The organism is uncultured Sphingomonas sp., from assembly GCF_964235535.1.
GTDB lineage: Bacteria > Pseudomonadota > Alphaproteobacteria > Sphingomonadales > Sphingomonadaceae > Sphingomonas.
Genome location: NZ_CAXSBH010000040.1, coordinates 1 through 25,548 on the forward strand (window position 1 = coordinate 1; position 25,548 = coordinate 25,548).

General features: G+C 68.0%; 32 protein-coding genes, 1 tRNA gene and 1 pseudogene. 13 read left to right on the forward strand and 21 right to left on the reverse strand.

Annotated features, from left to right (window positions below):
• Window positions 1-46 precede the first annotated feature (46 nt).
• Window positions 47-123: transfer RNA gene (locus tag ACFE7F_RS11590), tRNA-Arg, on the reverse strand.
• Between the two features lie 61 nt (window positions 124-184).
• Here ACFE7F_RS11590 and ACFE7F_RS11595 point away from each other — a divergent pair.
• Window positions 185-922 (forward strand): queuosine precursor transporter, encoded by a 738-nt coding sequence (locus ACFE7F_RS11595; RefSeq protein ID WP_375404008.1) that lies wholly within the window; start codon window positions 185-187, stop codon window positions 920-922.
• On the opposite strand, the gene purQ is transcribed toward ACFE7F_RS11595, so the two are convergent.
• The 7 genes from purQ to ACFE7F_RS11630 form a co-directional block, all read right to left on the reverse strand.
• The gene (gene purQ / locus ACFE7F_RS11600) at window positions 919-1,584 is read right to left on the reverse strand and encodes a phosphoribosylformylglycinamidine synthase subunit PurQ (protein WP_375404009.1); all 666 of its coding nucleotides are present in this window, start codon (window positions 1,582-1,584) and stop codon (window positions 919-921) included. The two genes, ACFE7F_RS11595 and purQ, sit on opposite strands and share 4 nt — an antisense overlap.
• Window positions 1,581-1,811, reverse strand: a complete 231-nt coding sequence (gene purS, locus ACFE7F_RS11605) for a phosphoribosylformylglycinamidine synthase subunit PurS (protein WP_375404010.1) — start codon at window positions 1,809-1,811, stop codon at window positions 1,581-1,583. Before purS ends, purQ begins: the two co-directional genes overlap by 4 nt.
• Window positions 1,812-1,853: 42 nt before the next feature.
• Complete coding sequence (gene purC / locus ACFE7F_RS11610; protein ID WP_375404011.1) at window positions 1,854-2,633, reverse strand: phosphoribosylaminoimidazolesuccinocarboxamide synthase; 780 nt, start codon at window positions 2,631-2,633, stop codon at window positions 1,854-1,856.
• Window positions 2,634-2,738: 105 nt separating this feature from the next.
• Complete coding sequence (locus ACFE7F_RS11615) at window positions 2,739-3,095, reverse strand: type II toxin-antitoxin system RelE/ParE family toxin (RefSeq protein ID WP_375404012.1); 357 nt, start codon at window positions 3,093-3,095, stop codon at window positions 2,739-2,741.
• The gene (locus ACFE7F_RS11620; RefSeq protein ID WP_375404013.1) at window positions 3,092-3,367 is read right to left on the reverse strand and encodes a type II toxin-antitoxin system Phd/YefM family antitoxin; all 276 of its coding nucleotides are present in this window, start codon (window positions 3,365-3,367) and stop codon (window positions 3,092-3,094) included. The genes ACFE7F_RS11615 and ACFE7F_RS11620 overlap by 4 nt, the downstream gene beginning before the upstream one ends.
• Window positions 3,368-3,420: 53 nt before the next feature.
• Window positions 3,421-4,635 carry a kynureninase gene (gene kynU / locus ACFE7F_RS11625; protein ID WP_375404014.1) on the reverse strand — a complete coding sequence of 405 codons (1,215 nt, stop codon included), beginning with the start codon at window positions 4,633-4,635 and terminating at the stop codon, window positions 3,421-3,423.
• Window positions 4,632-5,612 carry an alpha/beta hydrolase gene (locus ACFE7F_RS11630; RefSeq protein WP_375404015.1) on the reverse strand — a complete coding sequence of 327 codons (981 nt, stop codon included), beginning with the start codon at window positions 5,610-5,612 and terminating at the stop codon, window positions 4,632-4,634. Before ACFE7F_RS11630 ends, kynU begins: the two co-directional genes overlap by 4 nt.
• A 95-nt stretch (window positions 5,613-5,707) precedes the next feature.
• Between ACFE7F_RS11630 and parC the strand changes: the two genes are divergently transcribed.
• Window positions 5,708-7,972 carry a DNA topoisomerase IV subunit A gene (gene parC / locus ACFE7F_RS11635; protein ID WP_375404039.1) on the forward strand — a complete coding sequence of 755 codons (2,265 nt, stop codon included), beginning with the start codon at window positions 5,708-5,710 and terminating at the stop codon, window positions 7,970-7,972.
• Between the two features lie 161 nt (window positions 7,973-8,133).
• Window positions 8,134-9,750: a putative bifunctional diguanylate cyclase/phosphodiesterase gene (locus tag ACFE7F_RS11640; protein ID WP_375404016.1), complete on the forward strand. Its 1,617-nt coding sequence runs from the start codon at window positions 8,134-8,136 to the stop codon at window positions 9,748-9,750.
• Here ACFE7F_RS11640 and ACFE7F_RS11645 read toward each other — a convergent pair.
• Genes ACFE7F_RS11645 through ACFE7F_RS11660 form a run of 4 tightly spaced genes read right to left on the reverse strand, consistent with a single transcriptional unit; the run spans window position 9,690 to window position 12,604 of the window.
• Complete coding sequence (locus tag ACFE7F_RS11645) at window positions 9,690-10,898, reverse strand: CCA tRNA nucleotidyltransferase (RefSeq protein WP_375404017.1); 1,209 nt, start codon at window positions 10,896-10,898, stop codon at window positions 9,690-9,692. The genes ACFE7F_RS11640 and ACFE7F_RS11645 overlap by 61 nt on opposite strands.
• Window positions 10,889-11,485: a CoA pyrophosphatase gene (locus ACFE7F_RS11650; RefSeq protein ID WP_375404018.1), complete on the reverse strand. Its 597-nt coding sequence runs from the start codon at window positions 11,483-11,485 to the stop codon at window positions 10,889-10,891. The genes ACFE7F_RS11645 and ACFE7F_RS11650 overlap by 10 nt, the downstream gene beginning before the upstream one ends.
• Window positions 11,482-12,075, reverse strand: a complete 594-nt coding sequence (locus tag ACFE7F_RS11655) for a DUF1285 domain-containing protein (protein WP_375404019.1) — start codon at window positions 12,073-12,075, stop codon at window positions 11,482-11,484. Before ACFE7F_RS11655 ends, ACFE7F_RS11650 begins: the two co-directional genes overlap by 4 nt.
• Window positions 12,076-12,079: 4 nt before the next feature.
• Window positions 12,080-12,604, reverse strand: a complete 525-nt coding sequence (locus ACFE7F_RS11660) for a GNAT family N-acetyltransferase (RefSeq protein WP_375404020.1) — start codon at window positions 12,602-12,604, stop codon at window positions 12,080-12,082.
• Between the two features lie 64 nt (window positions 12,605-12,668).
• Here ACFE7F_RS11660 and ACFE7F_RS11665 point away from each other — a divergent pair, with 64 nt between their 5' ends.
• Window positions 12,669-13,052, forward strand: coding sequence for a dihydroneopterin aldolase (locus ACFE7F_RS11665; RefSeq protein WP_375404021.1), 384 nt, complete (start codon window positions 12,669-12,671; stop codon window positions 13,050-13,052).
• Window positions 13,049-13,339 carry a Rossmann fold domain-containing protein gene (locus tag ACFE7F_RS11670; RefSeq protein ID WP_375404022.1) on the forward strand — a complete coding sequence of 97 codons (291 nt, stop codon included), beginning with the start codon at window positions 13,049-13,051 and terminating at the stop codon, window positions 13,337-13,339. Before ACFE7F_RS11665 ends, ACFE7F_RS11670 begins: the two co-directional genes overlap by 4 nt.
• On the opposite strand, the gene ACFE7F_RS11675 is transcribed toward ACFE7F_RS11670, so the two are convergent.
• A complete protein-coding gene (locus ACFE7F_RS11675) occupies window positions 13,312-14,217 on the reverse strand; it encodes a hypothetical protein (RefSeq protein ID WP_375404023.1) in 906 nt (301 codons plus the stop codon). The genes ACFE7F_RS11670 and ACFE7F_RS11675 overlap by 28 nt on opposite strands.
• A gap of 217 nt (window positions 14,218-14,434) precedes the next feature.
• Here ACFE7F_RS11675 and ACFE7F_RS11680 point away from each other — a divergent pair, with 217 nt between their 5' ends.
• From ACFE7F_RS11680 to ACFE7F_RS11700, 5 genes are all read left to right on the forward strand, one after another.
• Entirely contained in the window at window positions 14,435-15,118 is a 684-nt protein-coding gene (locus ACFE7F_RS11680; RefSeq protein WP_375404024.1) for an energy transducer TonB, read from the forward strand.
• A 52-nt stretch (window positions 15,119-15,170) separates the two neighbouring features.
• On the forward strand, window positions 15,171-15,995 hold the full coding sequence (locus tag ACFE7F_RS11685; protein ID WP_375404025.1) for a MotA/TolQ/ExbB proton channel family protein: 825 nt from the start codon (window positions 15,171-15,173) through the stop codon (window positions 15,993-15,995).
• Between the two features lie 98 nt (window positions 15,996-16,093).
• Complete coding sequence (locus ACFE7F_RS11690) at window positions 16,094-16,579, forward strand: ExbD/TolR family protein (RefSeq protein WP_375404026.1); 486 nt, start codon at window positions 16,094-16,096, stop codon at window positions 16,577-16,579.
• Window positions 16,580-16,600: 21 nt separating this feature from the next.
• Window positions 16,601-17,029, forward strand: a complete 429-nt coding sequence (locus ACFE7F_RS11695) for an ExbD/TolR family protein (RefSeq protein ID WP_375404027.1) — start codon at window positions 16,601-16,603, stop codon at window positions 17,027-17,029.
• A 269-nt stretch (window positions 17,030-17,298) separates the two neighbouring features.
• Window positions 17,299-17,658, forward strand: a complete 360-nt coding sequence (locus ACFE7F_RS11700; RefSeq protein ID WP_375404028.1) for a tetratricopeptide repeat protein — start codon at window positions 17,299-17,301, stop codon at window positions 17,656-17,658.
• A gap of 46 nt (window positions 17,659-17,704) precedes the next feature.
• Here the strand turns inward: ACFE7F_RS11700 and dcd are convergent, their stop codons facing one another.
• Complete coding sequence (gene dcd, locus ACFE7F_RS11705) at window positions 17,705-18,259, reverse strand: dCTP deaminase (protein ID WP_375404029.1); 555 nt, start codon at window positions 18,257-18,259, stop codon at window positions 17,705-17,707.
• Window positions 18,260-18,376: 117 nt separating this feature from the next.
• Here dcd and ACFE7F_RS11710 point away from each other — a divergent pair, with 117 nt between their 5' ends.
• On the forward strand, window positions 18,377-18,919 hold the full coding sequence (locus ACFE7F_RS11710; protein WP_375404030.1) for an MOSC domain-containing protein: 543 nt from the start codon (window positions 18,377-18,379) through the stop codon (window positions 18,917-18,919).
• Window positions 18,920-18,995: 76 nt separating this feature from the next.
• Window positions 18,996-19,460, forward strand: coding sequence for an NUDIX domain-containing protein (locus tag ACFE7F_RS11715; RefSeq protein WP_375404031.1), 465 nt, complete (start codon window positions 18,996-18,998; stop codon window positions 19,458-19,460).
• A 4-nt stretch (window positions 19,461-19,464) separates the two neighbouring features.
• On the opposite strand, the gene ACFE7F_RS11720 is transcribed toward ACFE7F_RS11715, so the two are convergent.
• Window positions 19,465-19,935, reverse strand: coding sequence for a cytidine deaminase (locus ACFE7F_RS11720; RefSeq protein WP_375404032.1), 471 nt, complete (start codon window positions 19,933-19,935; stop codon window positions 19,465-19,467).
• Window position 19,936: 1 nt separating this feature from the next.
• A complete protein-coding gene (locus ACFE7F_RS11725; protein WP_375404033.1) occupies window positions 19,937-20,419 on the reverse strand; it encodes a UPF0262 family protein in 483 nt (160 codons plus the stop codon).
• A 100-nt stretch (window positions 20,420-20,519) separates the two neighbouring features.
• Between ACFE7F_RS11725 and ACFE7F_RS11730 the strand changes: the two genes are divergently transcribed.
• Window positions 20,520-22,013: a replicative DNA helicase gene (locus ACFE7F_RS11730; RefSeq protein ID WP_375404034.1), complete on the forward strand. Its 1,494-nt coding sequence runs from the start codon at window positions 20,520-20,522 to the stop codon at window positions 22,011-22,013.
• Window positions 22,014-22,323: 310 nt separating this feature from the next.
• On the opposite strand, the gene ACFE7F_RS11735 is transcribed toward ACFE7F_RS11730, so the two are convergent.
• From ACFE7F_RS11735 to ACFE7F_RS11755, 5 genes and pseudogenes are all read right to left on the reverse strand, one after another.
• Window positions 22,324-23,235 (reverse strand): hypothetical protein, encoded by a 912-nt coding sequence (locus tag ACFE7F_RS11735; RefSeq protein WP_375404035.1) that lies wholly within the window; start codon window positions 23,233-23,235, stop codon window positions 22,324-22,326.
• A gap of 85 nt (window positions 23,236-23,320) precedes the next feature.
• Window positions 23,321-23,872, reverse strand: coding sequence for a hypothetical protein (locus ACFE7F_RS11740; RefSeq protein ID WP_375404036.1), 552 nt, complete (start codon window positions 23,870-23,872; stop codon window positions 23,321-23,323).
• A 175-nt stretch (window positions 23,873-24,047) separates the two neighbouring features.
• Complete coding sequence (locus ACFE7F_RS11745) at window positions 24,048-24,512, reverse strand: DUF934 domain-containing protein (RefSeq protein ID WP_375404037.1); 465 nt, start codon at window positions 24,510-24,512, stop codon at window positions 24,048-24,050.
• On the reverse strand, window positions 24,509-24,922 hold the full coding sequence (locus ACFE7F_RS11750; protein ID WP_375404038.1) for a RidA family protein: 414 nt from the start codon (window positions 24,920-24,922) through the stop codon (window positions 24,509-24,511). The genes ACFE7F_RS11745 and ACFE7F_RS11750 overlap by 4 nt, the downstream gene beginning before the upstream one ends.
• Window positions 24,909-25,548, reverse strand: a pseudogene (locus ACFE7F_RS11755) (nitrite/sulfite reductase); the annotation flags it as partial. The pseudogene ACFE7F_RS11755 and the gene ACFE7F_RS11750, both read right to left, overlap by 14 nt.

The following is a 25,548-nucleotide window of genomic DNA, read 5'->3' on the forward strand; positions in this document are numbered from 1 at the left end:
TCACGAAAGTAAAGGACGCAGCGTGGCCCGGGTGGAATGCAGCCGTTGGCGCGCCCGGCTGGAGTCGAACCAGCGACCACAAGCTTAGAAGGCTCGTGCTCTATCCATCTGAGCTACGGGCGCGCACCGCCGCTGGAATAGCGTGGATTGCACAGGCGGGAAACCATCCGCATGAATGTCGGCCATGACTAATCTCGACGAGCCTACTTCGGCCCGCGCCGCCGCGCCGCGTGCGTTCCGCCATTTCGACCTGGTCATGGCGGCATTCGTGGCGATCCTGCTGCTGTCGAACGTGTTGGGGGCGGGTAAAGTCGCGCAGGTGCGGCTGCCCGGCATCGGCGACTGGCCGTTCGGGGCGGGCATCCTGTTCTTTCCGCTCAGCTACATCATCGGCGACGTGCTGACCGAGGTGTATGGCTACGCTCGGACACGGCGGGTGATCTGGGTCGGGTTCGCGGCGACGGGCTTCATGGCGTTCATGTCGTGGGTCGTCGTCGCGCTGCCCCCCGCGCCCGGTTGGACCAACCAGGCGGCATACGAGACGGTGTTCGGGCAGGTGCCGCGCATTGTGGGCGCGAGCATGGTCGCATTCTGGGCGGGCGAGTTCGTCAACGCCTACGTGCTCGCGCGTATGAAGGTGTGGACCGGTGGGCGGCATCTGTGGGCGCGGACGATCGGTTCGACGGTCGTGGGGCAGGGCGTGGACAGCCTGCTGTTCTACCCGCTCGCCTTCCTGGGCGCGGAGGGGTGGACGACCGGCCTGGTCGTGACGGTGCTGTTCACGCAATGGGCGCTGAAAGTAGGTTGGGAGGTGCTGCTGACGCCGGTAACCTATGCGGTGGTGGGCTGGCTGAAGCGGGCGGAGGGGGTGGACCTGTTCGACGAGGGTACGGACTTCACGCCGTTCCGGGTACGGGCTTAGTATGCCGCCTCAAGCAAGCCCTCGAACAGGCGGCGGCCGTCGGTGCCGCCGTGGGCGGGTTCCACGCAGCGCTCGGGATGGGGCATGAGGCCGAGCACGTTGCCGCGGTCGTTCACGATGCCCGCTATACCGCGCGCCGAGCCGTTGACGGGGGCGGCGTAGCGGAAGGCTACGCGGCCCTCACCCTCCAGCCGGTCGAGCGTGTCGTCATCGGCGAAGTAGGCACCGTCGTGATGCGCGACCGGGAAGGTTACGCGCTCGCCGGAGGTGTAGCCGCTGGTAAAGGGTGAACGGGCATCGCCGACGTCCAGCGCCACGTCGCGGCAGACGAAATTGAGCTCGGCGTTGCGCATCAGCGCGCCCGGGAGGAGGCCGGCTTCGGTCAGCACCTGGAAACCGTTGCAGACGCCGAGCACTGGGACGCCGCGCTCCGCTGCGTCCGTGACCGCTCGCATGACGGTTGAGCGTGCCGAGATCGCGCCGACCCGGAGATAGTCGCCATAGGAGAAGCCGCCGGGAACCGCGATCACTCCGACGCCGTCCGGAAGCGTCGTCTCGGTATGCCACACCATCGCCGGCTTGGTGCCGGTCACCTGCTCAAGCGCAACGGCGAGGTCGCGGTCGCAGTTGGAGCCGGGGAAGACGATGACCGCCGTCTTCATGCGCGCTCGATCCGGTAGTTCTCGATCACGGTATTGGCGAGGAGTTGGCGGCACATACCGTCGAGCGTCGCGTCATCGGTGCCGTCGGCGACCTCCATCTCGATGAGCTTGCCTGCGCGGACCTCGCCGACGCCCGTGAAGCCTAGCGAGCCCAGCGCGTGGCCGATCGCGCGGCCCTGGGGATCGAGCACACCGGGCTTGAGCGTCACGAAGATACGGATGTTCATCGGCGGCGTCCTCCGTCAGGCCTACGTTGATGAGAGACGAGCCTATTTGCCCCGGCGCTTGCGGTGGCTGTCGAGGTCGAGCACGGGGTTGTCCACACCCTCCGGCAGGAGGCCCAGGCGGCGCGCGACCTCCTGATAGGCCTCGACCTCGCCGCCCATGTCCTGGCGAAAGCGATCCTTGTCGAGCTTTTCGTTCGTCTCCGTGTCCCACAGGCGGCAGCCATCCGGGCTGATCTCGTCCGCAAGGATGATGCGGGCGTAGTCGTTGTCCCAGATGCGGCCGAACTCGAGCTTGAAGTCGACCAGCTTGATCCCGACGCCAGCGAACAGCCCCGACATGAAGTCGTTCACGCGGATGGCGAGGTCGGCGATGTCGTGCATCTCCTCCTGGCTGGCCCACCCGAAGGCGGCGATGTGCTCGTCGGTGATCATGGGATCGCCGAGCGCGTCGTCCTTGAGGTAATATTCGATGATGGTGCGGGGGAGCTTGGTCCCCTCCTCGATCCCCAGCCGCTTGGAGATCGAACCGGCGGCGATGTTGCGCACGACCACCTCGATCGGCACGATCTCGACCTGGCGGATCAGCTGCTCGCGCATGTTGAGGCGGCGGATGAAGTGGGTGGGGACGCCGATCCCGTCGAGCAGCGTGAAGACGTGCTCGGAGATGCGGTTGTTGAGCACGCCCTTGCCGTTGATCGTGCCCTTCTTCTGGGCATTGAAGGCGGTGGCGTCGTCCTTGAAATACTGGATCAGCGTGCCGGGTTCGGGACCCTCATACAGGATCTTGGCCTTGCCCTCGTAGATCTGGCGGCGACGGGGCATGGCGGGTGGGTTCCTCCGGGACGACACGGTCTAGACAGGCAGGCGCGCCGGCGCGGGGCCGAAGCGGGAGGGCGGGCCTATAGGCTAGGGGGGCGGGGGGTGCAATCAGGCGGGCGGGTCGGGGGTGAGGATAAGGCCGCGTTCCTTGAGCAGTGCCTGCATGTCGCGGCGGCCGTCGGCGACAAGCAGCACCACCACGGTTTGGGCGGTGACGGCGTAGACGATGCGATGCTGCCGATGGACGGGCTGACGAAAGCTCCTGTCCTGCATGTCGCGCGCCTCTTTCGGAACCGCGCCGCGAAGCGGAAAGGTACGCAGCGCCATGACGCGTTCGTTGATGGAGCGGATCAGCGCCGCCGCATCGTCGGCTCCACGGACACCGGCCATGAATCGCGCAATATTCCTGAGATCACCACGAGCAGCCGAAGTGAACGCGACCTTGTATTCAGCGGGATCGCTCACTGGTCGGCGAGTTCGCGAAGGACTCTGTCGAATGCTTCGTCGGCGGGAATCGTGCGTCCGGCCTGGACGTCCTCCATCCCCATCAACAGTATCTTCAAAAACGCGATCGTCTCCTGCGTCTCTTCATAGGCCCTGACGCTTTGCACGACGATCCGAGCCTCGCCGCCTTCGGTGAGGATTAGCGGCTCGTCGGTGCCGTCCAGAATGTCGGCAAGATTCTCGACATTCTCCTCGACGAAACTGACGGGCTTGATCTGAGTGGAATAGCGCATCGCGGGCTCCTAGGCGTGAGGCGCATTATGCAGGCGCGGCGGGACGGGCGCAATCACGTGACCGCCAGCCGCGTTGCGAAGCGCGGGCCCAGCCACGGCTCTGCGGCGACGGTCTGCCGTAGCAACTCGCCGGCGCGCCAAGCGTCCTCGTGCGACAGGTACAGGGGCGTGAGGCCGAAGCGAAGGATGTCGGGGTCGCGGAAGTCGCCGATGACGCCGCGTTCGATCAAGGCTTGGGCGAGCGCGTAGGCGTGGGGGTGGCGGAAGCTGATGTGGCTGCCGCGTGCGGCGGGATCGGTGGGGGTGATGCAGGGAAGGCTGGCGGCTTCGCCCGCCGCGAGCAGGATGTCGAACAGGGCGGCGCCCTTGCTCGCGACGGCGGCTTGGTCGACCTCCGCCCACAAATCGAGCGCGGGTTCGAGCGCGGCCATGCTCAACATGGGCGGGGTGCCGACGAGCCAGCGCTTCATACCGGGGGCGGGCCGGTAGCGGTCGGTGAAGGCGAAGGGTTCGGCGTGGCCCATCCATCCGGATAGTGGCGATTCGAGGCGGTGTTGCCAGCGGTCCGCGACGTAGAGGAACGCGGGTGCGCCGGGGCCGCCATTCAAGTACTTGTAGGTGCAGCCGACGGCGAGGTCGGCGTGGGCGTCGTCGAGCGCGAGCGGGACCGCGCCTACGCTGTGGCTGAGGTCCCAGAGCATCAGCGCGCCGGCCGCGTGGGCGCGGGCGGTCCATGGCCCCAAGTCGAAGCGTTCGGCGGTCTTGTAGTGGACGTGGGTCAGCATGAGGACGGCGGTATCGTCGCCTAGCGCGGCCTCCAGATCGGCGCGGGGGACGGCGCGGAGTTCCGCGCCGGGGACGCAGGCTACGGCTCCCTCGGCGATATGGAGGTCGGTGGGAAAATTGCCGAGTTCGCTCACTACGACGCGGCGGGCCGGGTCGAGTCGGAGCGCGGCGACGAGCGCCTTGAACAGGTTGGCGCTGGTGGTGTCGCCGACGATCACCTCGTGCGCGGCCGCGCCGAGCAACGGGGCGAGCTTGGCCCCGAGGCGGACGGGCGCGTCGATCCAGCCCTCGTTCCAGGAGCGGATCAGCCGGTCGCCCCATTGCCGCTCCGCGCAGTCGGCGACGGCGGCGCGGGAGGCGTGGGTAAGCGGGCCGAGCGAATTGCCGTCGAGGTAGATCACGTCGCTTGGTAGCGCGAAGCGGTCGCGCATGGCGGCGAGCGGATCGGCGTCGTCGAGCGCGCGAGCTTCGTCGCGGGTCATCGGCGCAGGCCGTCGAGGATGAGGCGCTTGGCCTGCGCCCAGGCGGCGCTCTCGGGGGCGATAAGTTCGACATGGCCGGTGCGGGAGGGCAAGTGAAGGGTGACGCGGTCGCCCGCCGCCTTGCCGCGGGCGCGGTAGCCTGTGCCCATGCGGAACGGGATGATGCGGTCCTCGCGGCCGTTCACGAGATGCTGCGGCACGCCGATGGGTAGCAGGCGGGGGATGGAGGTGTCGGCGTAGAGGTCGGCGCGGCCGGTGCCGGTAAGCTTGGCGACGACCTTGGTTCCGCAGCCGTTGTCGGGGGCGGCGGCGGTCGCTTCCAGATCGGGGAGACCGCCCAGGCTGACGACGCGTGCGATGGGGAGCGGATTCGGCGTGCGAAGCGGGCTGGTGGCCGGAAGTCTGGAGCGCGCGGCGAGCCAAAACGCGAGATGGCCGCCCGCCGAATGGCCGACCGCGACGACGCGCCGCGTGTCGAGCCTGTGGGCGGCGGCGTGGTCGCGGAGCGCGTCGGCCGCTAGTGCGGCGTCGGCGAAGGTGCCGGGATAGCCGCCGCCCGGCCGGTCCACGCCCCGGTAGTCGATGTTCCACACCGCCACGCCCGCGCTCCGCAGATCGGCGGCGATCCAGTTCATGATCGTCCGGTCGGCGATCCTGGTCTGCCAGCAGCCGCCATGCACCATGACCGCGACCGGATGCGGACCGGGGCCGACGGGGAGCCAGAGGTCGACGCGCTGCAGCGGATCGTGGCCGTAAGATATCGTGGAGTCGGGCGCCGGGCGGGGACGTTTCAGGAGATCGGGCCAGGTGAGGAGCGGCGCCTGAGCAGCGGCGACCGGGCCGCCGATCGCGGCGAAGGTAACGAAAGTAACGCTGAGAACGGTTTTCGCCGCCCGTCTGGCCTGCTTGCAGAAGATTCGAGGTACGGCGGAAGCTCCATCGGCTAAGCGGATTGAAGAAGACGCGGAGTCTATCATGCGCGTCTCGCTGGCACAGTCCAAGCTTGTAGGACAGCGCGAAAAGTGGAACAGTTGTGGAACGTCGCTTCCTCCTGCTATCGCCCGCCGCGACCATGGCCACCGACACGATCGATCCCCTCGACCAGCCGCCCATCGGCATCCTCGACGCGCCGTTCGATACGGCCCTGTCCGAGCGGTACCTGGTCTATGCGTTGTCGACGATCACCGCGCGGTCGCTGCCCGACGTGCGCGACGGCCTGAAACCTGTCCATCGGCGGTTGTTGTGGGCGATGCGGCTGCTCCGGCTCGACCCGGCGTCGGGATACAAGAAATGCGCGCGCGTGGTCGGCGACGTGATCGGCAAGTACCATCCGCACGGCGACCAGTCGGTGTACGACGCGATGGTCCGGCTCGCGCAGGATTTCGCGCTCAGGTATCCGCTCGTCGACGGGCAGGGCAATTTCGGCAACATCGACGGCGATAACGCCGCCGCCTACCGCTATACCGAGGCGCGGCTGACGCCCGTCGCGGTCGACCTGATGGACGGGCTGGACGAGGACGCGGCTGCGTTTCGGCCGACCTACAACGGCGAGGAGCAGGAGCCCGAGCTGTTTCCGGGCATGTTCCCCAACCTGCTGGCCAACGGCGCGGCGGGGATCGCGGTCGGCATGGCGACGAGCATCCCGCCGCACAACGCCGCCGAGCTGCTGGACGCGGCGATCATGCTGGTGGACGATCCGCAAGCGGACGACGCGGCCATCCTGGCCCATGTCACCGGGCCGGATTTCCCGACGGGCGGGCTGGTGGTCGATCCGCCGGTCGCCATCGCCGAGGCCTACGCGACGGGGCGCGGCTCATTCCGGGTGCGCGCGCGCTGGTCGGTCGAGCGGGAGAAGGGCGGGGGATGGACCGCGATCGTGTCCGAGATTCCGTACGGCGTCCAGAAGGGCAAGCTGATCGAACAGATCGCGGCGCTGATCAACGACAAGAAGCTGCCGATCCTGGCCGACGTGCGCGACGAATCGGACGCGGAGATCCGGGTCGTGATCGAGCCGCGCAGCCGCACGGTCGATGTGGGCGTGCTGATGGACGGACTGTTCCGACTGAGCGATCTTGAGGTGCGCGTGCCGCTGAACCTCAACGTGCTCGACAAGGAGCGCACGCCGCGCGTCATGTCGCTGCGCGGCGCGCTTCTGGCATGGGTGGAGCACCAGTTCGCGGTGCTGGTGCGGCGGAGCGAGCACCGCCTCCAGAAGATTGCCGACCGGACCGAGCTGCTGGGCGGGTATCTGGTCGCTTACCTCAATCTCGACCGGGTGATCGAGATCATCCGCACCGAGGACGAGCCCAAGGCGGTGATGATCGCCGAATTTCAGCTCAGCGACAGGCAGGCCGAGGCGATCCTCAACATGCGGCTGCGTTCCTTGCGGCGGCTGGAGGAACTGGAGATCCGGCGCGAGCGCGACAAGCTGGAGAAGGAGGGAGCGGGGTTGGCCGCCCTGCTCGCCGATCCCAGGAAGCAGCGGCAGCGACTAAAGCGCGATCTGGGTAAAGTCCGCGACCGGTACGGGCCGGAGACGGCGCTGGGACGGCGGCGGACGACAGTGGCCGAAGCTGCGCCGACCCGCGACATACCGCTTGAGGCGATGATCGAGCGCGAGCCGATCACGGTGATCCTGTCCAAGCGCGGCTGGGTGCGCGCGATGCGGGGGCACGGCGACCTCGCAGCGCCCGAAACGCTGAAGTTCAAGGAAGGCGACGGCCCCGCCTTCGCCTTCCATGCGCAGACGACGGACAAGCTGCTGCTGGCGGCCGAGAATGGGCGCTTCTACACGCTGGCGGCGGACAAGCTGCCCGGCGGGCGCGGGTTCGGCGAGCCGGTGCGCGCAGGCATCGACCTGGACGGGAATGTGGGCGTCCTGGCGTTCCTGCCCGCAGGCCGGCAGGAGAAGCTGCTGGTCGTGGCGAGCGACGGGCGCGGGTTCATCGTGCCGGCCGCCGACACGGTCGCGGAAACGCGCAAGGGCAAGGCGGTGCTGACCCCGCGCGACGGGGCCGGATTGAAGGTAGTACGGCCGGTGCCGCCGGGCGCGGATTATGTGGCGGCGATCGGCGATAATCGGCGGATGCTGGTGTTCCCGCTGACGGAGTTGCCCGAGTTGGCGCGGGGCGTGGGTGTTCCGTTGCAGCGTTACCGCGATGGCGGGCTGTCGGACGCGGTCGCGTTCACCTTCGCCGACGGACTGTCCTGGCCGATGGGCGGAGCGGGCGGGCGCACGCGGACGGAGGGCGACCTGACCGGCTGGCGCGCGGCGCGCGGCGCGGCGGGACGTATGCCGCCCAACGGCTTTCCGCGCGACAACCGCTTCATGCCCTGACCGGAAATAGGCCGGAAGGCCGGCGGCCTTTCTCCAACGCTCGTAACGGTTTGGGCCGGCTCGCTTTAGACGAACTTAATCGATGTGGACGTAGATCGATCCACATGGCGCCCAGGCTTCCCTCCCCACATCTGGTGCGGCCCGCTTCCATGGAGCGGACGATGGAGCTGCTCTCGATTCCAGTGGCGCATGTCGTCGAGCAGGGCGGTCGGTTGACGATCGTGGCGAGCAACGGGATGTTCCGCGGCGCGCGGCTGGCCTGTGCCGAAGACGCAAGTGCGTTACCGCGGACGCTGCATGCGCATGTGGCGCTGTTCCTCGCCTCGACCGAGTTACGGCGCGATTTCGACTGGGCGATCGGCGACGCCGTCTATTCGCGCTACTTCCGTGTCACCGCAGCGCGATTGAATGCGGCGCCGACGGACCGGTGCACGCTGACCTTCGTCGACCAGACCGCCCAGGAAAGGACCGAACGTAGCCTCCGGCGCGAGATGACCAACGACAGCCTGACCGGCCTGCCCAACCGCGAGGGCTTTGGCGACATGCTGGAGCGGGTCGAACGAAGACGCGACGATCACGCGGTGCTCGTGATCGATCTGAAGCGGTTCGGGCGTTTGAACGCGTGCCTGGGGAGCATGGCCGGCGACGAGCTGCTCATCAGCGTCGCGCGGAGGATCAAGGGGGCACTGCGCGCTTGCGACGGGCTGGCCCGCATCGGCGGGGACGAATTCGGCGTGTTGCTGGAGCTGACCGAGGACCGGATAGAGGCGGAGCATGTTGCCGCGCGCATCGAAGGCGCGCTCGCGACGCCGTTCCGACTGTCCGATTACCGGATCTGCGTGGAGTGCTCGATCGGCGTCGCATTCGGGGCCGACCGCGCCGATGCGGGTGAGGAATGGAGCGACGAGCTGATCCGCCATGCCCAGTTTGCCGTCAAAGGAGCCAAGGACAGCGGGACCACCGAGATCTATCAGCGCCAGGCCTTGACCGCCGCCAGACGGCAGTTCGCGTTGGAGACGCAGCTGCGCCGTGCGGTCGAGAACCGGACGCTTCGGTTGGAGTATCAGCCGATCTGCGATCTGGCGACGGGGCGCGCGGTGTCGTTCGAGGCGCTGGCGCGCTGGACCGACGACGAAGGGCGCGCGGTTTCGCCGAGCGAATTCATCCCCGTTGCCGAGGAGTCCGGGCTGATCGTGCCGCTGGGGCGCTGGGCGATCGAGGAGGCCACGCGCACGCTGGCGGTATGGGACCGGCTGGCGGGCGGCGATTGCGGTGTCCAGATGTCGGTCAATCTGTCGCCGATCCAGTTACAGCGCGACCGGGTGCCGCAATTGGTCGAGGAGGCGCTGGCGGCGTCGGGCCTGGAGGGCCGCCGGTTGAAGCTGGAGCTGACCGAGTCGGCATTGGTCGCCGATCCCGATCGCACGGCGGGGCTGATGGTCGAGCTCAAGCGTCTGGGCGCGACGATCGCCATGGACGATTTCGGGACGGGTTATTCCAACCTCGCGCATCTCCAGAAGCTGCCGATCGACATCCTGAAGATCGACCGGAGCTTCGTGACGGGGATGCTGGGCGACCGCGACAAGGTGGCGCTTGTGCGCGCGGTGCTGGGTCTCGCCCAGGCGCTGGGCATGAAGACGGTGGCCGAGGGCGTCGAGGACGGTGACGTGGCGCGGACGCTGGGCGCGCTCGGGTGCCAGATGGGACAGGGCTTCTTCTATGCGCGGCCGCTGTCGCCCGAGGCGGCGTTCGCGTTCATCGCATCCGCCACCGCCTGATCGATCAGCGCATCGGGTAGGGAGGTCGGAAAGCCGTCGGCGATCCACCGGGTCTCGAGCGCGCGGAGCGTGCGCGCGACATCCGGGCCCTTGGAGAGGCCGCGCGCGACCAGCGTTCCGCCCGACAGCGGGAGACGCGGCGCGGCCCAGTCGGCCAGATCGTCCAGCGGCAAACCCGCGAGCAGCAGCCGGTCGACCGCGCCGGGGATGCCGATACGGTAGGCCAGGGCGCGCGGACCTTCGCCGCCGACGCTCGAGGTCGCGGACACCAGGCGCTTCCGATCAGTGGTAGATAGCTTCAACCGCGCGCCGACATCGTCGGCCGCCTCCGAGGGCACGAGCGCGGCCAACCGGCGGACCGCGTCCGGGGCGACGCACGCCGCCGCCTCGGCCGCGGCGAGCCGGTCGAGCCGGGCGACCCCGTCGGCCGCGATTTCGGGCAGGACCGCACGCAGGATGCCGTGGTCGGTCATCAGCCCCGCGACCGCGACCGCCCCTCGCGCAACCAGTAGTTTGAGGAGCTCGGCGGCGATTCGCTCGCGCGACAGCGCCATCAGGTCGTTGGCGCGCGCCGCGCACGCATCGAGGCCGTCCGCGTCCACCTCCTCCCCGAAACGCGCGTGGAAGCGGAAGAAGCGTAGGATGCGCAGATGATCCTCTGCGATGCGGCGGTACGGGTCGCCGATGAAGCGCACGCGCCCGGCCAGGATGTCGGGGTAGCCATGGTGATGGTCGAAGATGCGCCCGGTCGACGGATCGGCGTAGAGCGCGTTCATGGTAAAGTCGCGCCGGGCGGCGTCCTCAAGCCAATCGCCGCTAAAGGCGACGACCGCGTGACGGCCGTCGGTCGCCACGTCCCGGCGCAGCGTCGTGATCTCGACCGGGCCGGACGGCAGCACCGCCGTCACTGTGCCGTGGGCCAGGCCGGTCGGGACCGCGCGGACGCCGGCGGCGGCGAGCCGTTCGAGCACCTGGGTGGGGGGCAGGCGGGTGGCGATATCGACGTCCGACACAGGCAGCCCCAGCAGCGTGTCGCGCACCGCACCGCCGACGTAACGGGCGTCGCCATCGCCGCTCCCGAGCACGTCGGTGAGTTCGCGCAGTCCTTCCCGCTCGCGCCAAGGGGCGTCGGGCAAGGTCAACTCCATCGCAGCCGCCTGGCGAGGTTGACGATCATCGCGGCGGTCGCGCCCCAGATGCGGTGTTCACCCCAGCGAATCTCCCAATAATCCCGCCGCTCGCCCAGCCGGTCCATATGGGCGCGGTGGTGGTTGGCGCGGTCGAGCAGGAAACCGAGCGGCACCTCGAACACGGCCGCGACCTCCGCCTCCGCGGGGCGCAGGTACAGATCGGGCGGGACGACGCCGATCACGGGAGTCACGTCGAAGCCGGTCACGGTGCGGTAGCGGTCGGCGGTCCCGGCGACCTCGACGAGCGGTGGCGGCAGGCCGATCTCCTCCTCCGCCTCGCGCAGGGCGGCGGCGACCGCGTCCCGGTCGCCGGAATCTATGCGGCCGCCGGGAAAGGCGATCTGGCCCGCGTGGGTGCGCATGGATGCGGTGCGCTGCGTCAGGATTACGCCCGGATCGGCGCGGTCGGTAATCGGGACTAGCACGGCCGCCGGGGTCAACGTGTCGGCCGCGCGGGCGGCGAGGTCCGCGTGATCGCCGGCCACTAGATCGAGGCCGTCGTGACCCCTGGCGAGCGCCGCGCGCAGCCGTTCGGCCAGCGTCACGGGGTCGGAGGTGCCTGGGTTGGGGATGCAGGGAGCGGGAAGAAGACGCCATCGCTCCAGACACCGGGAGCCTCCGCGTCGTCCGCGATCGCGCGGTCGGCAAGTTCGTAATAGACCGAGCGGGCGACGAGCGCCTCCAACCCGGTCCGCACGAGCAGATAGGGGCGCAGGCCCTCTCCGTCCGCATCCGGGGCGAAGCGCAGCGGGTGGTCGGGGCCCGCGTTCACGAGCTCGCCGGTGTTGAGCCGGAAGGCGAGCCGGGCGTCCCGGCCCTCGCCCTCCGCCCTCATTTCGACGGCCTGATAAGGTGCGTCCTCCACGTCGATATCTAGCTTCTCGACGGGGGTGACGAGGACGTAGCCGCCGTCCGGCTCGCGCCGGAGGATCGTGGAGAACAGCCGAACCATCGCCTCGCGGCCGATCGGCGAGCCGTCGTGGAACCACGTGCCGTCGCGTGCGATGCGCATGCCCGAATGGCCGCAATGCGCCGGGTTCCACTTGTCCACCGGCGGCAGCTTGGCGTCGGCGGCGAGCTGCGCGATCTGGGCGAGCGACAGCTGGTGGAGGTCGGGCTGATCGGGCATCGGCATGGAGTTAGGCCGCGGCGGCGCGCGCGTCCAGAGCGGGGCGGGAACCGAGCATGCCGGGAATGTCGGGCACCGCGGGCCCGCGTGCGAGCAGACGGCGGGGTTCGACGGGGCCGGGCAGCCGCCAGCGCGCGGTCCGGTCGGTGGTGAAACCGAAGAAGCGGCCGTAATATTCGGGGTCGCCGATAAGGGCCAGCGCACGGTCGGCTCCGCTCAGCCCGGCGGCGGTCAGCGCCCGGGTCATCAACGCGCGGCCGATGCCGCCGCGCTGGTGGGCGGGATCGACCGCGACGGGGCCGACCATCACCAACGGATAGGCCGCGCCGTCGTCGCCCAGGAGCGCGACGGGCCAGCATTGCACCGTGCCGACGAGCACGCGGTCCGCGACCGCGGCGAAGCTGAGATCGGGCAGCGCGAGCGCGGTCCCGCGTACCTTATAGGCGGTGCGGGTATGCCGGTCGGGACCGAACGCCCGGTCGAGCAGCCGTTCGACTTCGGCCGGGTCGATCTGGGCGAGGGGGATATGCTGCAACTGAAGTCCTCGTGACGGGGCGGAAAGGGTCGCGCGTGCGCGCGCGCCTGCTAAGGGCGTCCGCATGAACGGTACCCTAAACGATAGTCTCGAGCTGGAGGTCCACGACATGGTGGTGCCGGTCCTGACCGGCATCTATTCGGAAGAGACGCATCTTCCGCAGCCCTTACGAATTTCGCTGACGGTCGAGCTGGAGGCGCCCGGGCGGTTCGAACCCGACAGCCCGCTATCCGCATCGAAGAATTATCTCGACCTGAAGCACGCGGCGACGGCCGCTTTGCCGCCGGGCGTGCATTTCACGCTGATCGAGGCGGTGGCGGACCATATCGCCGAGACGCTGTTCCTGCAGGATCGGCGCGTGCGGCGCGTCGCCGTCAAGATCGTCAAGCTCGCCATCAGCGAGGGGGGCGAGGCGATCGGGATCACGCTGGTGCGGCACCGTCCGTGAGCGTGACGCGGGTGCGCGTGGGATCGGGGGACGACATCGCCGCACTGGTTCGCGCGGCGGACGGGGAGTCGGTGTTGGTGTCGCTCGACCCGGGACTGGACGCGCCGGCGGCCGCGCAGGCGCGAGCGGCGATCGGTCCGCTCGCGGTCGAGCGCGCGCCGGGCGTGCGGGTCAATATGCTGCTGGCGACGGCCGATGCCGACCCGGCGGACGTGGAAGCGGCGGCGCGGTTCCTGGAAGGCGCGCGGTCAGTGACGGGTCAGCTGCTGGCGGTCGCCGCCCGCTGACGGGTGCAGGGCCCCAACCGGTCGAGGATGAAGGCGTAATCCTCGCGCGCCTTGCCAGCGTCCACCTCGTTCAACTGCGCGGTCGCGGCGTCCGGAAGCGCCCGAGGCAGGCCGCAGGCGAGGCGGTACCAGAGCAGCGTGTCGCGCGCGGGCGGCCCGGCGCTTTCGTCGACGATCTCGGACAAGGCGACCGCGTAGCGCGGGGCTTCGCCGGGGCGGCGCAGGACGGAAAGCGAAACGGGCTCGGCATCGGCGGTGCGCAGGAAGATCTGCGTCTCGCCCTCGCCAGGCAGCGCGCCGGGAACGTGGAACGCCCCACCGATCCCGGCGATCGCGGGCGGGGCGTCGGCCGCGACCAGCTCGCGGGCGATCCGGCGAACGCGCACTTCGGTCGCGGGCGTCCAGGCGATCTGGCCGTCGCTGGCGGCGAGCTGAAGCTGGGCGGGCGCGCCCGGCACGGGCCGGGCGAAGACGAGCACCCGCCGCTTCTTGAGGTTAGGTATGCGGCCGCGTGCGTCGAAGGGCAAGTCGAGCAGATAGCCGATGCGCGGCGGCAGCCCCGCCGGTCCCCGGATCAACGCGTCCGCATCCGCCTGGACATAGACGCGGACGGCTCCGGGCGAGAGGCCGGGCGCTTCGGTCGGCTTGATGCGCGCGGCGGACCGGATGGTCGCGTCGGCGACGACCGGGCTCGCCAGCATCAGGTCGGCCAGGTCGGCATAGGGCGGCGCGCCCGCCTCCGACGCGGGCGCGATCGATATGGCGGGGGTCGGCGCGGCGAGGGTCGGGGCGGCCTGGTGCGCGGCGGCGGGCGCGACCAGGGCCAGGAGCAAGGCCGTTCCGGCGAGGGCGCGCAGCGGGGAGAGGATGATCTGCATTCACGCGCCGCTAGGCGATCCGGCTTGAATGTTACAGAAACAAATCCCGAACTTACCCATAATAACCTTTCTCGGCCGGACAAAGCATTTGCACGGTCGTTAGGCTCCGGTTAGGACTTGAGGCGACCGCGCAAGGAAAGTCGATCTGGCGCGGCGCTTACCGGCGCGGCGTTATGGCGGCGCGATCCGGATATTGGACAAGGAGTGACGTTGCCGAATGGCCTATGCCGACCAAAAAGCGTCATCGGGCAAGATCGTCGCGCTCATTATCGTGGCGATCATCCACGCGGCGCTGGGCTACGCGCTCGTGACTGGTCTCGCATACAAGTATGTGAAGGCGGCCAGCGAGAAGCTGAATACGTTCGACGTGGAGGAGCCGCCGCCGCCGCCGCCGCCCGAGGAGCCGCCGCCGCCGCCGCCCGAGCAGCCCGATCTGCAGCCGCCGCCGGTGGTGTCGCCGCCGCCGATCGTGCGCAATCCGAATCCGCCGGTCATCGCGATCCGGACGGTGCCGATCCCGCCGCCGGTCTATACCCCGACGGTGATCGCCGCCCCGCCCGCCCCGCCGGCACCGCCGCCTGCTCCACCGGCTCCGCCGCGCGTGTCGCAGCGCGCAGGGTTGAAGGGCAATGCGGGGCAGTTCTTCTCGGACGACGCCTATCCGCCTGCGGCCGTCCGCGCCGGAGCCTCGGGTCGCGTCGTGGCCAGTCTGGACGTCGGCCCCGACGGTCGCGTGAGCAACTGCACGGTCACGTCTTCGAGCGGCAACAACGACCTGGATAGCACGACGTGCCGCATCGCGCGGAGCCGGGTGCGGTTCACCCCGGCCAAGGACGACAGCGGTAACAACATTGCGTCCAAGTTTACGTTGCCGGTTACGTGGCGCTTGCCCGAAGATTGATACTGTTCTTCCAATTCGATCAGCCATCTGATTACGCAAAGGATATCTCTTGATGCTCACCACCATCCTAGCCGCCGGAGGCGCCGCCGCCGCCACGGGCGAGTCCCCCTACGGCTTATCGGCCGCGTTGCGCGAAGGCGGGCTGATTTCGCAGACCGTGTTCGGCATCCTGGTGATCATGTCGGTCGTGTCATTCTACATCCTGTTCTCCAAGCTGTTCGAGCAGCAGAAGATCATCAATCAAGCCAAGCGCGTCCGGCAGGCCTTCTGGCAGTCCAACTCGCTGCGCGAGGGTTCGGCCAAGCTCGAGAAGAACTCGGCCTACAAGCAGCTCGTCGACGATGGGCTTTCCGCGCAGGAGCAGCATACCCGCCTGACCGATCCGGTCGAGGCGCACGACTGGCTGCACGGCTCGCTTGCGCGTTCGGAAGCGGCTATCAACTCCAAGCTCGGTTCGGGCTTGGCCTTTCTCGCGACGGTCGGCGCCACCGCGCCGTTCATCGGGCTGTTCGGCACCGTGATCGGCATCTACCGCGCGCTCATCAAGATTGGTTCGTCCGGCCAGGCGTCGATCGACGCGGTCGCGGGTCCGGTCGGCGAGGCGTTGATCATGACCGCGCTCGGCCTGGTCGTGGCGGTTCCGGCCGTGCTCGCCTACAACTGGCTCCAGCGCCGCAACAAGCACATCGCCGAGGAGCTGTCGTCCTTCTCGAACGACGTGCTTGGCTTTCTGGCGTCGAACGGCGCGGTGCGTCCCTCGGTGCGTGCGACCACCGGCGCGGGCACCACGGGCGCGGCGCGTCCGACCCCGGGCGCGACCGGCGCGACGGGCAATGCGAATGCGGGTCAGACAGGTGCGGTTCAGAGCCGTTCGTAAATGACAGCGAGAAGGGACGGGGCCGCCATGGTGGCGGCTCCGTCGATCCAGGCGGGTAGAACCGGATTGTTCACCGCCGCAAGTAGGAACGACCGCAGATGGCGATGAGTGTTGGCGGCGATGGCGCCGAAGAGAAACCATTGTCGGACATCAACACCACGCCGCTCGTCGACGTGATGCTGGTGCTCCTGATCATCTTCCTGATCGCGATCCCGGTCGTGCTCCAGACGGTGCCCTTGAAGTTGCCTGCCGTGCGTTTCGATCCGACGCAGACCAAGCCGGAGAACGTGTCGCTGTCGATCACGACCGCGCCCGACGGCACCTGCGCCGTCTATTGGAACACCAGCCGTCTGGGCCACCAGGAGCTCGAGGACCGCGCCGTCGCCAAGTTGAAAGCGGAGATCGCGCGGCAGGGCGGCGTCGGTAATCCGGCGCTTGAATTGCCTGAAGCGCATATCCGCGGCGACGTGAACGTGCCGTGGCAGTGTGTCGGCGGCGCGATCTACACGATGCAACGCGCGGGCTTCGCCAAGGTAGGCTTCATCTCCGAACCGCCCCCCGGCGGCGCGGTCGTCCGCACCTAAGACCAGTCAGGAGTATTTGAAATGGCCATGAGCGGCGGTAACGATGACGGCCAGCCGATGATGGAGTTGAACATGACGCCGTTGATCGACGTCCTGCTCGTGCTCCTCATCATGTTCATCATTACCATTCCCATCCAGACGCACGCGGTAAAGGTCGACCTGCCGGTCAACGATCCGAACCAGCAGCAACCGCCGGTCGACCCGCAAAAGAACAAGATCACGATCGATCCCGCCGGGCTGATCGCCTGGAACGGCGTTCCGGTGAACGAGGTGACGTTGCGCCAGTACCTCGATACGTCCGCAACGATCACTCCCGAACCGGAACTTCAGTTCCAGCCGGATCCCAAGGCGCGCTATGATACGGTTGACCAGGTTCTGGCGGTGATCAAGCGATCGAACATCAGCAAATTGGGCTTTGTCGGCAATGAGCAATATTACCGCGACTTCTGAGCCGTTCGGAAACGGTGCGTGCTGATGAGGGCGGTCCTTGGGGGGCCGCCCTTTTTCGTTCGCTTCAACCCAGATTCGCGAGCGCTTGGGACTCTTCTGCTCGATATTCACTTCTCATGTCTCCAGCGCCGGAGTCGAACGACGGTCACCTGAGTGGCAGCCGATCCGGACTTGGGCCAAGCAGATCCAACCTCGTCCTATTTACTTGCGTGTGTGTCACTCCTCTGTCATATCGGTGTAATAACACTGTAACTATGAGGAGATTGACCATGATCAAGCACCTTGTCTCGGCGGCCGTGGCGTTGCTGCCGGTCGCGCTCTCAGCGCCGATCCACGCGAAGGATCGCACCGGATACCGGGCGATTGCCACGGGTGACTTCGCCAGGGCCGAGCGGACGCTCGTGGCTGAACGTCGTATCTTTCCCAACCGGCCCGAGCTGATGATCAATCTCGCAGCCGTATATCTACGCACCGGACGCGCCGCCGAAGCGAACGCGCTGTATTCGAAGGTGCTCACACAGCCGGCAACGTTGATGGAACTGCCATCCGGCCGTGCCGTCACTTCGCACCAGGTCGCATCTACCGCGCTAGCTTCGATAGGCTCGACTGTCGCGGTCGCTTCGCGCTGACATTAGTCTCAGGCCGGGCGTGGCCCGGCTTGGCTGTACTGGATGCTTATAGCCGGGGCGGCGTGACCCCCGTCTGGCGCATATATTTGCCCGCACGGTCGGCGTAGCTGACCTCGCACGGCTCGTTTCCGGCCAGGAACAGGAACTGGCACGCGCCCTCGTTGGCGTAGATCCTGGCGGGCAGCGGCGTGGTGTTCGAGAATTCGAGCGTGACGTGGCCTTCCCAGCCGGGCTCGAGCGGCGTCACGTTGACGATGATCCCGCACCGGGCATAGGTCGACTTGCCCAGGCAGATGACGAGCACGTCGCGGGGTACGCGGAAATATTCAACGGTGCGGGCGAGCACGAAGCTGTTGGGCGGGACCGTGCAGATGTCGGTCTTGCGATCGACGAAGCTGTTCGCGACGAAGTCCTTGGGATCGACCACCGCCGAATCGACATTGGTGAAGATCTTGAATTCGTCGGCGACGCGGGCGTCGTAACCGTATGAGCTGAGGCCGTAGCTGATGCAGCCGTCGCGGCGCTGGCCTTCGACGAACGGCTCGATCATGCGGTCGCGCAGCGCGTGCTCGCGGATCCAGCGGTCGGATTGAACGGACATCGGCGGCGCTCCCTTTAACGACCGCTTTCGCCCGGACGCGCTCGGGCGGCAAGGGCACGTTGACCCACGGCCGCGTTCGGGTCGATTGCTCGCGGACCGAGGGGAACGGAAGGACGGATGACTGCCAGGGTGTACGGCGTGGCGCGGTCGCCCGTCCACGGCTTCTCGAAACGAGCGGTTGACGAGATCACCTTGCTTGAGAGGCTCGGCGTTGAGGGCGATGCGCATCTGGGAGTGACGGTACAGCATCTGTCGCGGGTCGAGGTTGACCCGACTCAGCCTAACCTGCGTCAGGTGCACTTGATCCAGGCCGAGCTGTTCCACGAATTGGCGACCAAGGGACTCGAGGTGGCGCCCGCCGAGTTGGGGGAGAACGTCACGACGCGCGGCATCGACCTGCTCGCACTGCCAAGGGGTGCACGGCTTCGGCTCGGGCCGACGGCAATCGTCGTGGTGACGGGGCTGCGCAATCCGTGCGCGCAGATCGAGCGGCATCGGCCGGGGCTGCTGGCAGCGGTGCTCGACCGCACGCCCGAGGGGGAAGTGATCCGCAAGGCCGGCATCATGGCGATCGTGCTGGCGGGCGGCACCGTCCAACCCGGCAACCCGATCGAGATCGATCTGCCGCCCCTGCCCCACCTTCCGCTGGAGCGGGTGTGATCCGTTGTCGGAAGGCAAGCCACGCCGTTTCCGGCCGCGAACGGCCGGGATCGAGGGTGCGCGCAAAGAACGGTCGGTGAAGCGTCGTGTGGTTCAGGTCGCCTATGCCCTCCGACGCCGGATCTTGCGGCTGCTCCGCTGGCCGACGCGTGGGGTAAAGGTGGCCGTGTTCGACGAGGCGGGCGCGCTGCTGCTGGTCCGCAATGGCTATGGGCGGAGCGAGTTGTGGGTGCTGCCCGGAGGCGGAGTGGGGTGGCGCGAGACGCCGCGCGCCGCCGCCCGCCGCGAGTTGATGGAGGAGGTTGGGTGTTACGTGAGCGATCTGCACGAGATCGGGCGCTACCATTCGCGGGCCGAGGGCAAGCGCGATGTCGTTCACCTGTTCCGGGGCGTGACGGCCGACCAGCCGCATGAGGACGGCATCGAGGTGATCGAGGCCGCGTTCTTCCTGATTGCTATGCTGCCGCCCGAGACTTCGCCCGCGACGTTGCGCCGGATAGCGGAATTGAGGGGCGAGCGCGAGCCGGACAGCGCGTGGTGACCGGCTAGCCGCGCGTCGGCGTCAGGCCCAGGTCGGCCGGACCGAAGACGTGGGGGAGGAGGGTGGACAGGCGGTGCTCCTCCATCCGGTCGCCGTCGAGGCCCGCGCACCATACCGTCAGGTCGCGGCCGCCTGCCTGCGCGGCCTCGTTCAGCACTTGGCGGCAACGGCCGCAGGGACGGATCGGCTCCGTGCCGTGCGCTATGCCGGCTGCGTCCATCATGCCGCCGACAACGCCGATCGCGACGACGTCGGCGAGGCGGCCGGCCGCGCTCGCGGTGGCGACGGCGACCGTCTCGGCGCAAAGCGAGAGGCCGTAGCTGGCGTTTTCGACATTCGCGCCGGTGATGATGGCGCCGTCGGTCAGGAGGACGGCGGCGCCGACGGCGAAGCGGGAGTAGGGGGCGTAGGCGTTCGCCGCGGCCGCGCGGGCGGCGGCAATCAGCCGTTCGGAGTTCGGGGCGGCTAGCGTCATGTCATCCCCGGATGTGGAGCACGCAGATGAGCGTGAACAGGCGGCGGGCGGTGTCGAAATCGACGTCGATCTTGCCGGCGAGGCGTTCGCGCAACAGCTCGGCGGCGTTGTTGTGGAGCGCACGCCTGGCCATGTCGACGGTCTCGATCTGTTGCGGCGTGGAGGCGCGGATCGCCTGGTAGTAGCTGTCGCAGATCGCGAAATAGTCGCGGATCGGGCGGCGGAAGCGACCCATCGCCAGGATCAGCGTTTCGAGGAGCGTGTCGTCCTCGCGCTTGATGTGCAGGGCGAGGCGGCCTTCCTCCACCGACAGCGCGATGCGGTAGGGGCCGGCATAGCCGTCGGGATGGACGCGCGCGGGGGCGAAGTGGTTGCCCTCGATCAGGTCGAAGATGGCGATGCGGCGTTCCTGCTCGACGTCGGCCGAGCGCCACAGGATCGTGCGCTCGTCGAGCGCGACGTCGATGATGCGCGGATCGGCCATGCCTGAGCCTTACGGTGCTCGCCCGAGTGTCACAATCTTATCCCCACCATTCGGCGCAGGGCGGGTTGAGGCGGTGCGGCCGCTGGGCCACACGCGGTCAATGGCCACCCTCGCATTCCCGATCCCCACCGCCGCTGCTGAGCCGCAACAGCTGCCCCGCAACGTCGAGGCGGAAGCGGCGATGCTGGGGGCGATGATGATCGACAACCGGCTGGCCGACGACCTGCTCGACCGGTTGGAGCCTGCGCATTTCTTCGAGCCGTTGCACGGGCGCATCTTCGCCGGGATCAAGACGCTCCGGTCGAACGACATGCTGGCGACGCCGGTGACGCTCCGCCCGATGTTCGATGCGGATGCGGGGATGAAGGAGCTGGGCGGGCCGGCGTATCTGGCGGGGCTGACGGGTTCGGGCGCGGGGTTGATCGGGGCGCGGCAGTTCGCGACGCAGATCTACGATCTCGCGATGCTCCGCGCGCTGGTGACGGTTGGGCGGACGCTCGTCGACCGGGCGATGGACACGTCGGAGGAGGTCAACCCGCGCGGGCAGATCGAGCTGGCGGAGGAGGAGCTGTTCAAGGTGTCCGCCGACGGCGGCGCGGAGAACGCGGTCAAGTCGTTCGCGCAGGCCACGACGATGGCGGTCAAGATGGCCGAGCGCGCGCTCAACTCGGGCGGCAACCTGTCGGGGGTGACGACGGGGCTGGACAGCATCAACGCCAAGATCGGCGGGATGCATCATTCCGACTTGATGATCCTGGCGGGGCGGCCCGGCATGGGCAAGACCGCGCTGGCGACCAACATCGCCTTCAACGCGGCCAGGCGGTGGATGCAGGACCAGCGCGACGGGATCGCGCCCGCCGACAGCGTTGGGGCCAAGGTCGCGTTCTTTTCGCTCGAGATGAGCGCGGACCAGCTGGCGACGCGTATCCTCGCGGAGCAGTCGAAGATCAGTTCCGAAAGCTTGCGCATGGGCAAGATCTCCAAGGCGGAGTTCGGGCAGCTGGCGGCTGCGGCGGCGGAGCTGGAAAACCTGCCACTTTATATCGATGACACGGGCGGGCTGTCGATCGGGGCGCTGCATACGCGCGTCCGGCGGCTGCAGCGGCGGCATAACAACGAGATCGGGCTGGTTGTGGTCGACTACCTTCAGCTGCTGACGGGCGGCGGGAAGGGGTCGGCGGAGAACCGGGTGCAGGAGATATCGGAGATCAGCCGCGGCCTGAAAACGCTGGCCAAGGACCTGAACGTGCCCGTGCTGGCGCTGTCGCAGCTGAGCCGCGCGGTCGAGCAGCGCGAGGACAAGCGGCCGCAGCTATCGGACCTACGCGAGTCGGGGTCGATCGAGCAGGACGCCGACATGGTGTGGTTCGTCTACCGCGAGGATTACTACGTCGCAGCCAAGGAGCCCAAGCGGCCGGCGGAAGGTGACGACGGGCGGACGTTCGACGACCATGCGAAATGGGCGTCGGACATGGAGCGGGTGTACGGCCTCGCCGAGCTGATCGTGGCCAAGCAGCGGCACGGCGCGACGGGCAAGGTGACGCTGAAGTTCGACCCGACCTTCACGCGGTTCTCGGATTACGTGGGGTACTGAACGGGCGAAAGGTCGCTAAGATCGCGTCCTACACGGCGCGGCGGATGATCGAAGGTAACGAAGGTCACGCTAGTTGCGGGTATGAGCGCGCTGGATCGAGTGATTCAGAGCCCGATGACCGGCTTCTTCGTTCAGTTTCGCCGATGGTCGATCGTCACGCAATTACGATGTCAAAGAGCGCGGGAAACGGTTGTCCCGAGTCGCGGTGTGAATGACATGGGTGGCCGCTTGTAGGACAGCGTTTTCTGATGAGTTTGCTGCGGCGGATCTGGTCCGCGACCGGATCGACCCAGGTTTCGGTCTCACCGTATCAACAGCCATCCAGGGCGCGGATCGAGCGGATGTAATCGCGCCCGCCCCGACGGGTGAGGTGTACGACCGCCCCGCCGTTGCACCGTCGACTGCCGGCCGAATATCGATAGCTCACGCGGTATGCACCGGCGGCGAGCGGTCGTATTTCGGTTAGCCGGATCGGTTCGGGCAGTCCGCCGTAGAATCGCGAGATCGCTTCGGGTGAAAAGGCAGGGCTTAACCGCTTCTCCGTAATGACCTGGGCCGAAGCCATCTCACCGTTCCCTGCGCCAAGCGCGTCATAGAACTTGCGGACCGTGGCCTCTCCGGTCCCACCTGTGGGAGAAACCGACAGGTGCCTCCCCCGCTCTGAAACAGGCAGGTCCATAGCACGTGCAGGCGAGGGTATCCGTCTTCCTTCAGGGGACGAAGGGTTCCGTCCGGCGGCAGGTGGTGATCGTGTCGGTGAGGGCGCGCCACCCCGGCCGTTTTGAGCGGTCGATCGTTCCAGCGTGTCTAGGTCGGCGGAGAGCGTGTCTCCTCCCGATCGTGAAGCGGTCTGGGTAGTCGGATCGATCTTGGCGGCGACGACCGGCGGCCGGTTGGACATCGACGACGCTTTTGCGGTTCGATCGAGTTCCGTCGGTGGCCGCGCCGCGATGTCCGTGACCGAAATGTCGCTCCGTTCGACCAAGGCCAGGACACCGCCCAAGGTCGCCGCCAGCATGCACCCGAGGATGACGGGCGCAGTGACCAGCTTTGAAAACCGGCCCAATTTTCGGTGAGTGGAAAAGGTCTTGCGCGCGCGGGAACGAGGCGTGACCGCGTCCGAGTCGAGCGCGGGGCGTGGTCGGTCCTTCAAGCGACTGAAGATCGCCTCCATTTCTTCATGGACGGGATCAATGGAGGGCGATGGCTTGACCGGCGTCATCGTTGCACGTCCGACTTCGATTCGAGGGCGGCACCGGTGTGCGAGTCCCCTCCTCGAGCCAAGCCCGAAGAGGGGAAAACGGTTGTCAGTATGCGGTCGATGTAGCCGTCGTGCTGCGGGCGTTGGCCGAATTGTGGCCGCCATTGTCGCGGAAGATCCGCTCCACCATCGCCATGTCGGTCCGGTCGACATTGGCGTCGACCGAGACGAAGGTGCCGCCGCGGCCGATATGGTCGGTGTAATAGCCCGCATCTTCCTTGGAGACGCCGTGCTTGTTCAGCATTTCGTTCAGGCCGCCGGCGGCCGCACCGAGCGCGCCGCCGATGATCGCGGCCTCGGGCGCGGCGGAGGCCGCGATGGCGCCGAGCGCCGCCAGCGGACCGACGCCGGGAATGGCGAGTGCCGCGACGCCGAGGCCGGCACCGAGCGCGCCGCCCCCGAGCAGGCCGCGAATGATCGAGCCGTGACCGCTGCTGGTCTCGCCGGTGCCGCTGGTCTCGGTGGTCTTGCCTTCATGCTTGGCGATGATCGACAGCGCGCGGTCGGGAACGCCGGACGCACGCAGGTCGGCGAGCGCGCGGTCGGCCTCGGCCTCGCTGTCGAAGACGGCGGATACGTGATTGGTGCTGGGGGTCATGATACTGGACTCCGTTATCGGCCCGGGATGCTCGGACACGGCGCATGAACGGTGGACACCGGGCGGTGTTCCCGAGTTTCAATAATCCATGTTTCCGACAGACCGGCCCAACCCGCGCCTGAACGTCGCCTGCGAAACCGGCGGGCGGTGGATAGGGAAAGCGCCGCGCGTCCCGCTAGCCGTGTCGAAGCTTCCAGACGGGGACGACGCTGTCGGCGGCGCGCTGGTATTGGTGGTCGTAGCGGTCCAGCGCGCGCTTCAGGGCGGCGGCGTCGAGTTCGGCTTCGGGGGCGAAGCTGTCGAAGCCGCAACGACGCATATAGGGCAGCTGATCGACGAGCACGTCGCCGGCCGCGCGGAGCTCGCCAGTATAGCCGCCCTCGCGCAGGATGCGGGCGGCGGAATAGCCGCGGCCGTCGCGGAAGGTGGGGAAGCTCACCTCGATCAGCGCGAGCTGGCCGAGATAGGGGAGGAGCGCGCGGGCGTCGTCGCCGGCCTCCAGCCGAACGGCGGTGGCGTTGGTCTGGCCGTCGGCGAAGGCCTCGAGCGTGACGTTGATCTCGTCATGCGGCTCATCGTCGCGGAAGCGGAGCAGAGGCTCACCGCCGATATCGGTCTGTTCGGCGTCCGCGCCGCTCATGCCGATGTCCCGCGCGACTCTGGGGGGAGCTTGGCGATAACCTTGATCTCGAACTGGAAGCCCGAGAGCCAGGTTACTCCCACAGCGGTCAGGGTAGCATAGGGCGATTCGAGCCACTCGGGCGGTGCCGCCCGGAAGTAAACCGGCAGTACCTTCTCCGGATCGATCATGAACAAGGTGGCATCCTGCACGTCCTCGAACGTGCAGCCCGCGGCGGTGAGGATCGCGTTCAGGTTCCGGAACGCCAGCGCGACCTGCGCTTCCAGTTCGGGCTCGGGCGAGCCGTCCTCGCGGCTGCCGACCTGGCCGGAGACGAAGAGAAAGCCGCCCGACCGCACGGCGGGTGAGTATTTGTGCTTGTCGTACAGGTCCTGGCGACCGGCGGGGAAGACGACGTCACGCTTGGCCATAGATAGCTCCCTTGAACGGCTCCATGCCCACGCGGCGGTAGGTGTCGAGGAAGCGCTCGCCCTCCGTCCGGACGGCGAGATAGTGGTCGGTGACGCGCTCGATCGCGTCGACGACGCCGTCCTCGGAAAAGCCGGGGCCGGTGATCTTGCCGAGCGACACGTCCTCCGCGCCGGAGCCGCCGAGCGAGAGCTGGTAGTTCTCGGTGCCCTTCTTGTCGACGCCCAGAATGCCGATGTGGCCGGCATGGTGGTGACCGCAGGCGTTGATGCAGCCGCTGATCTTGAGCTTCAGCTCGCCCAGTTCCGCCTGGCGGCCGCGATCGGCGAAGCGGGTGGCGATCTTCTGCGCGACGGGGATCGAGCGGGCGTTGGCGAGGCTGCAATAATCGAGGCCGGGGCAGGCGATGATGTCGGTGATCAGATCCAGGTTGGGCTCGGCGAGACCGGCGGCGCTCAGCTGGGTCCAGATCGCGTGGAGGTCGGCTTGGCGGACGTGTGGCAGGACGATGTTCTGGGCGTGGGTGACGCGGAGCTCGTCGTGGCTGAACCGCTCGGCGAGGTCGGCCATGAGGTCGATCTGCTCGGCGGTGGCGTCGCCGGGGATGCCGCCGATGGGCTTGAGGCTG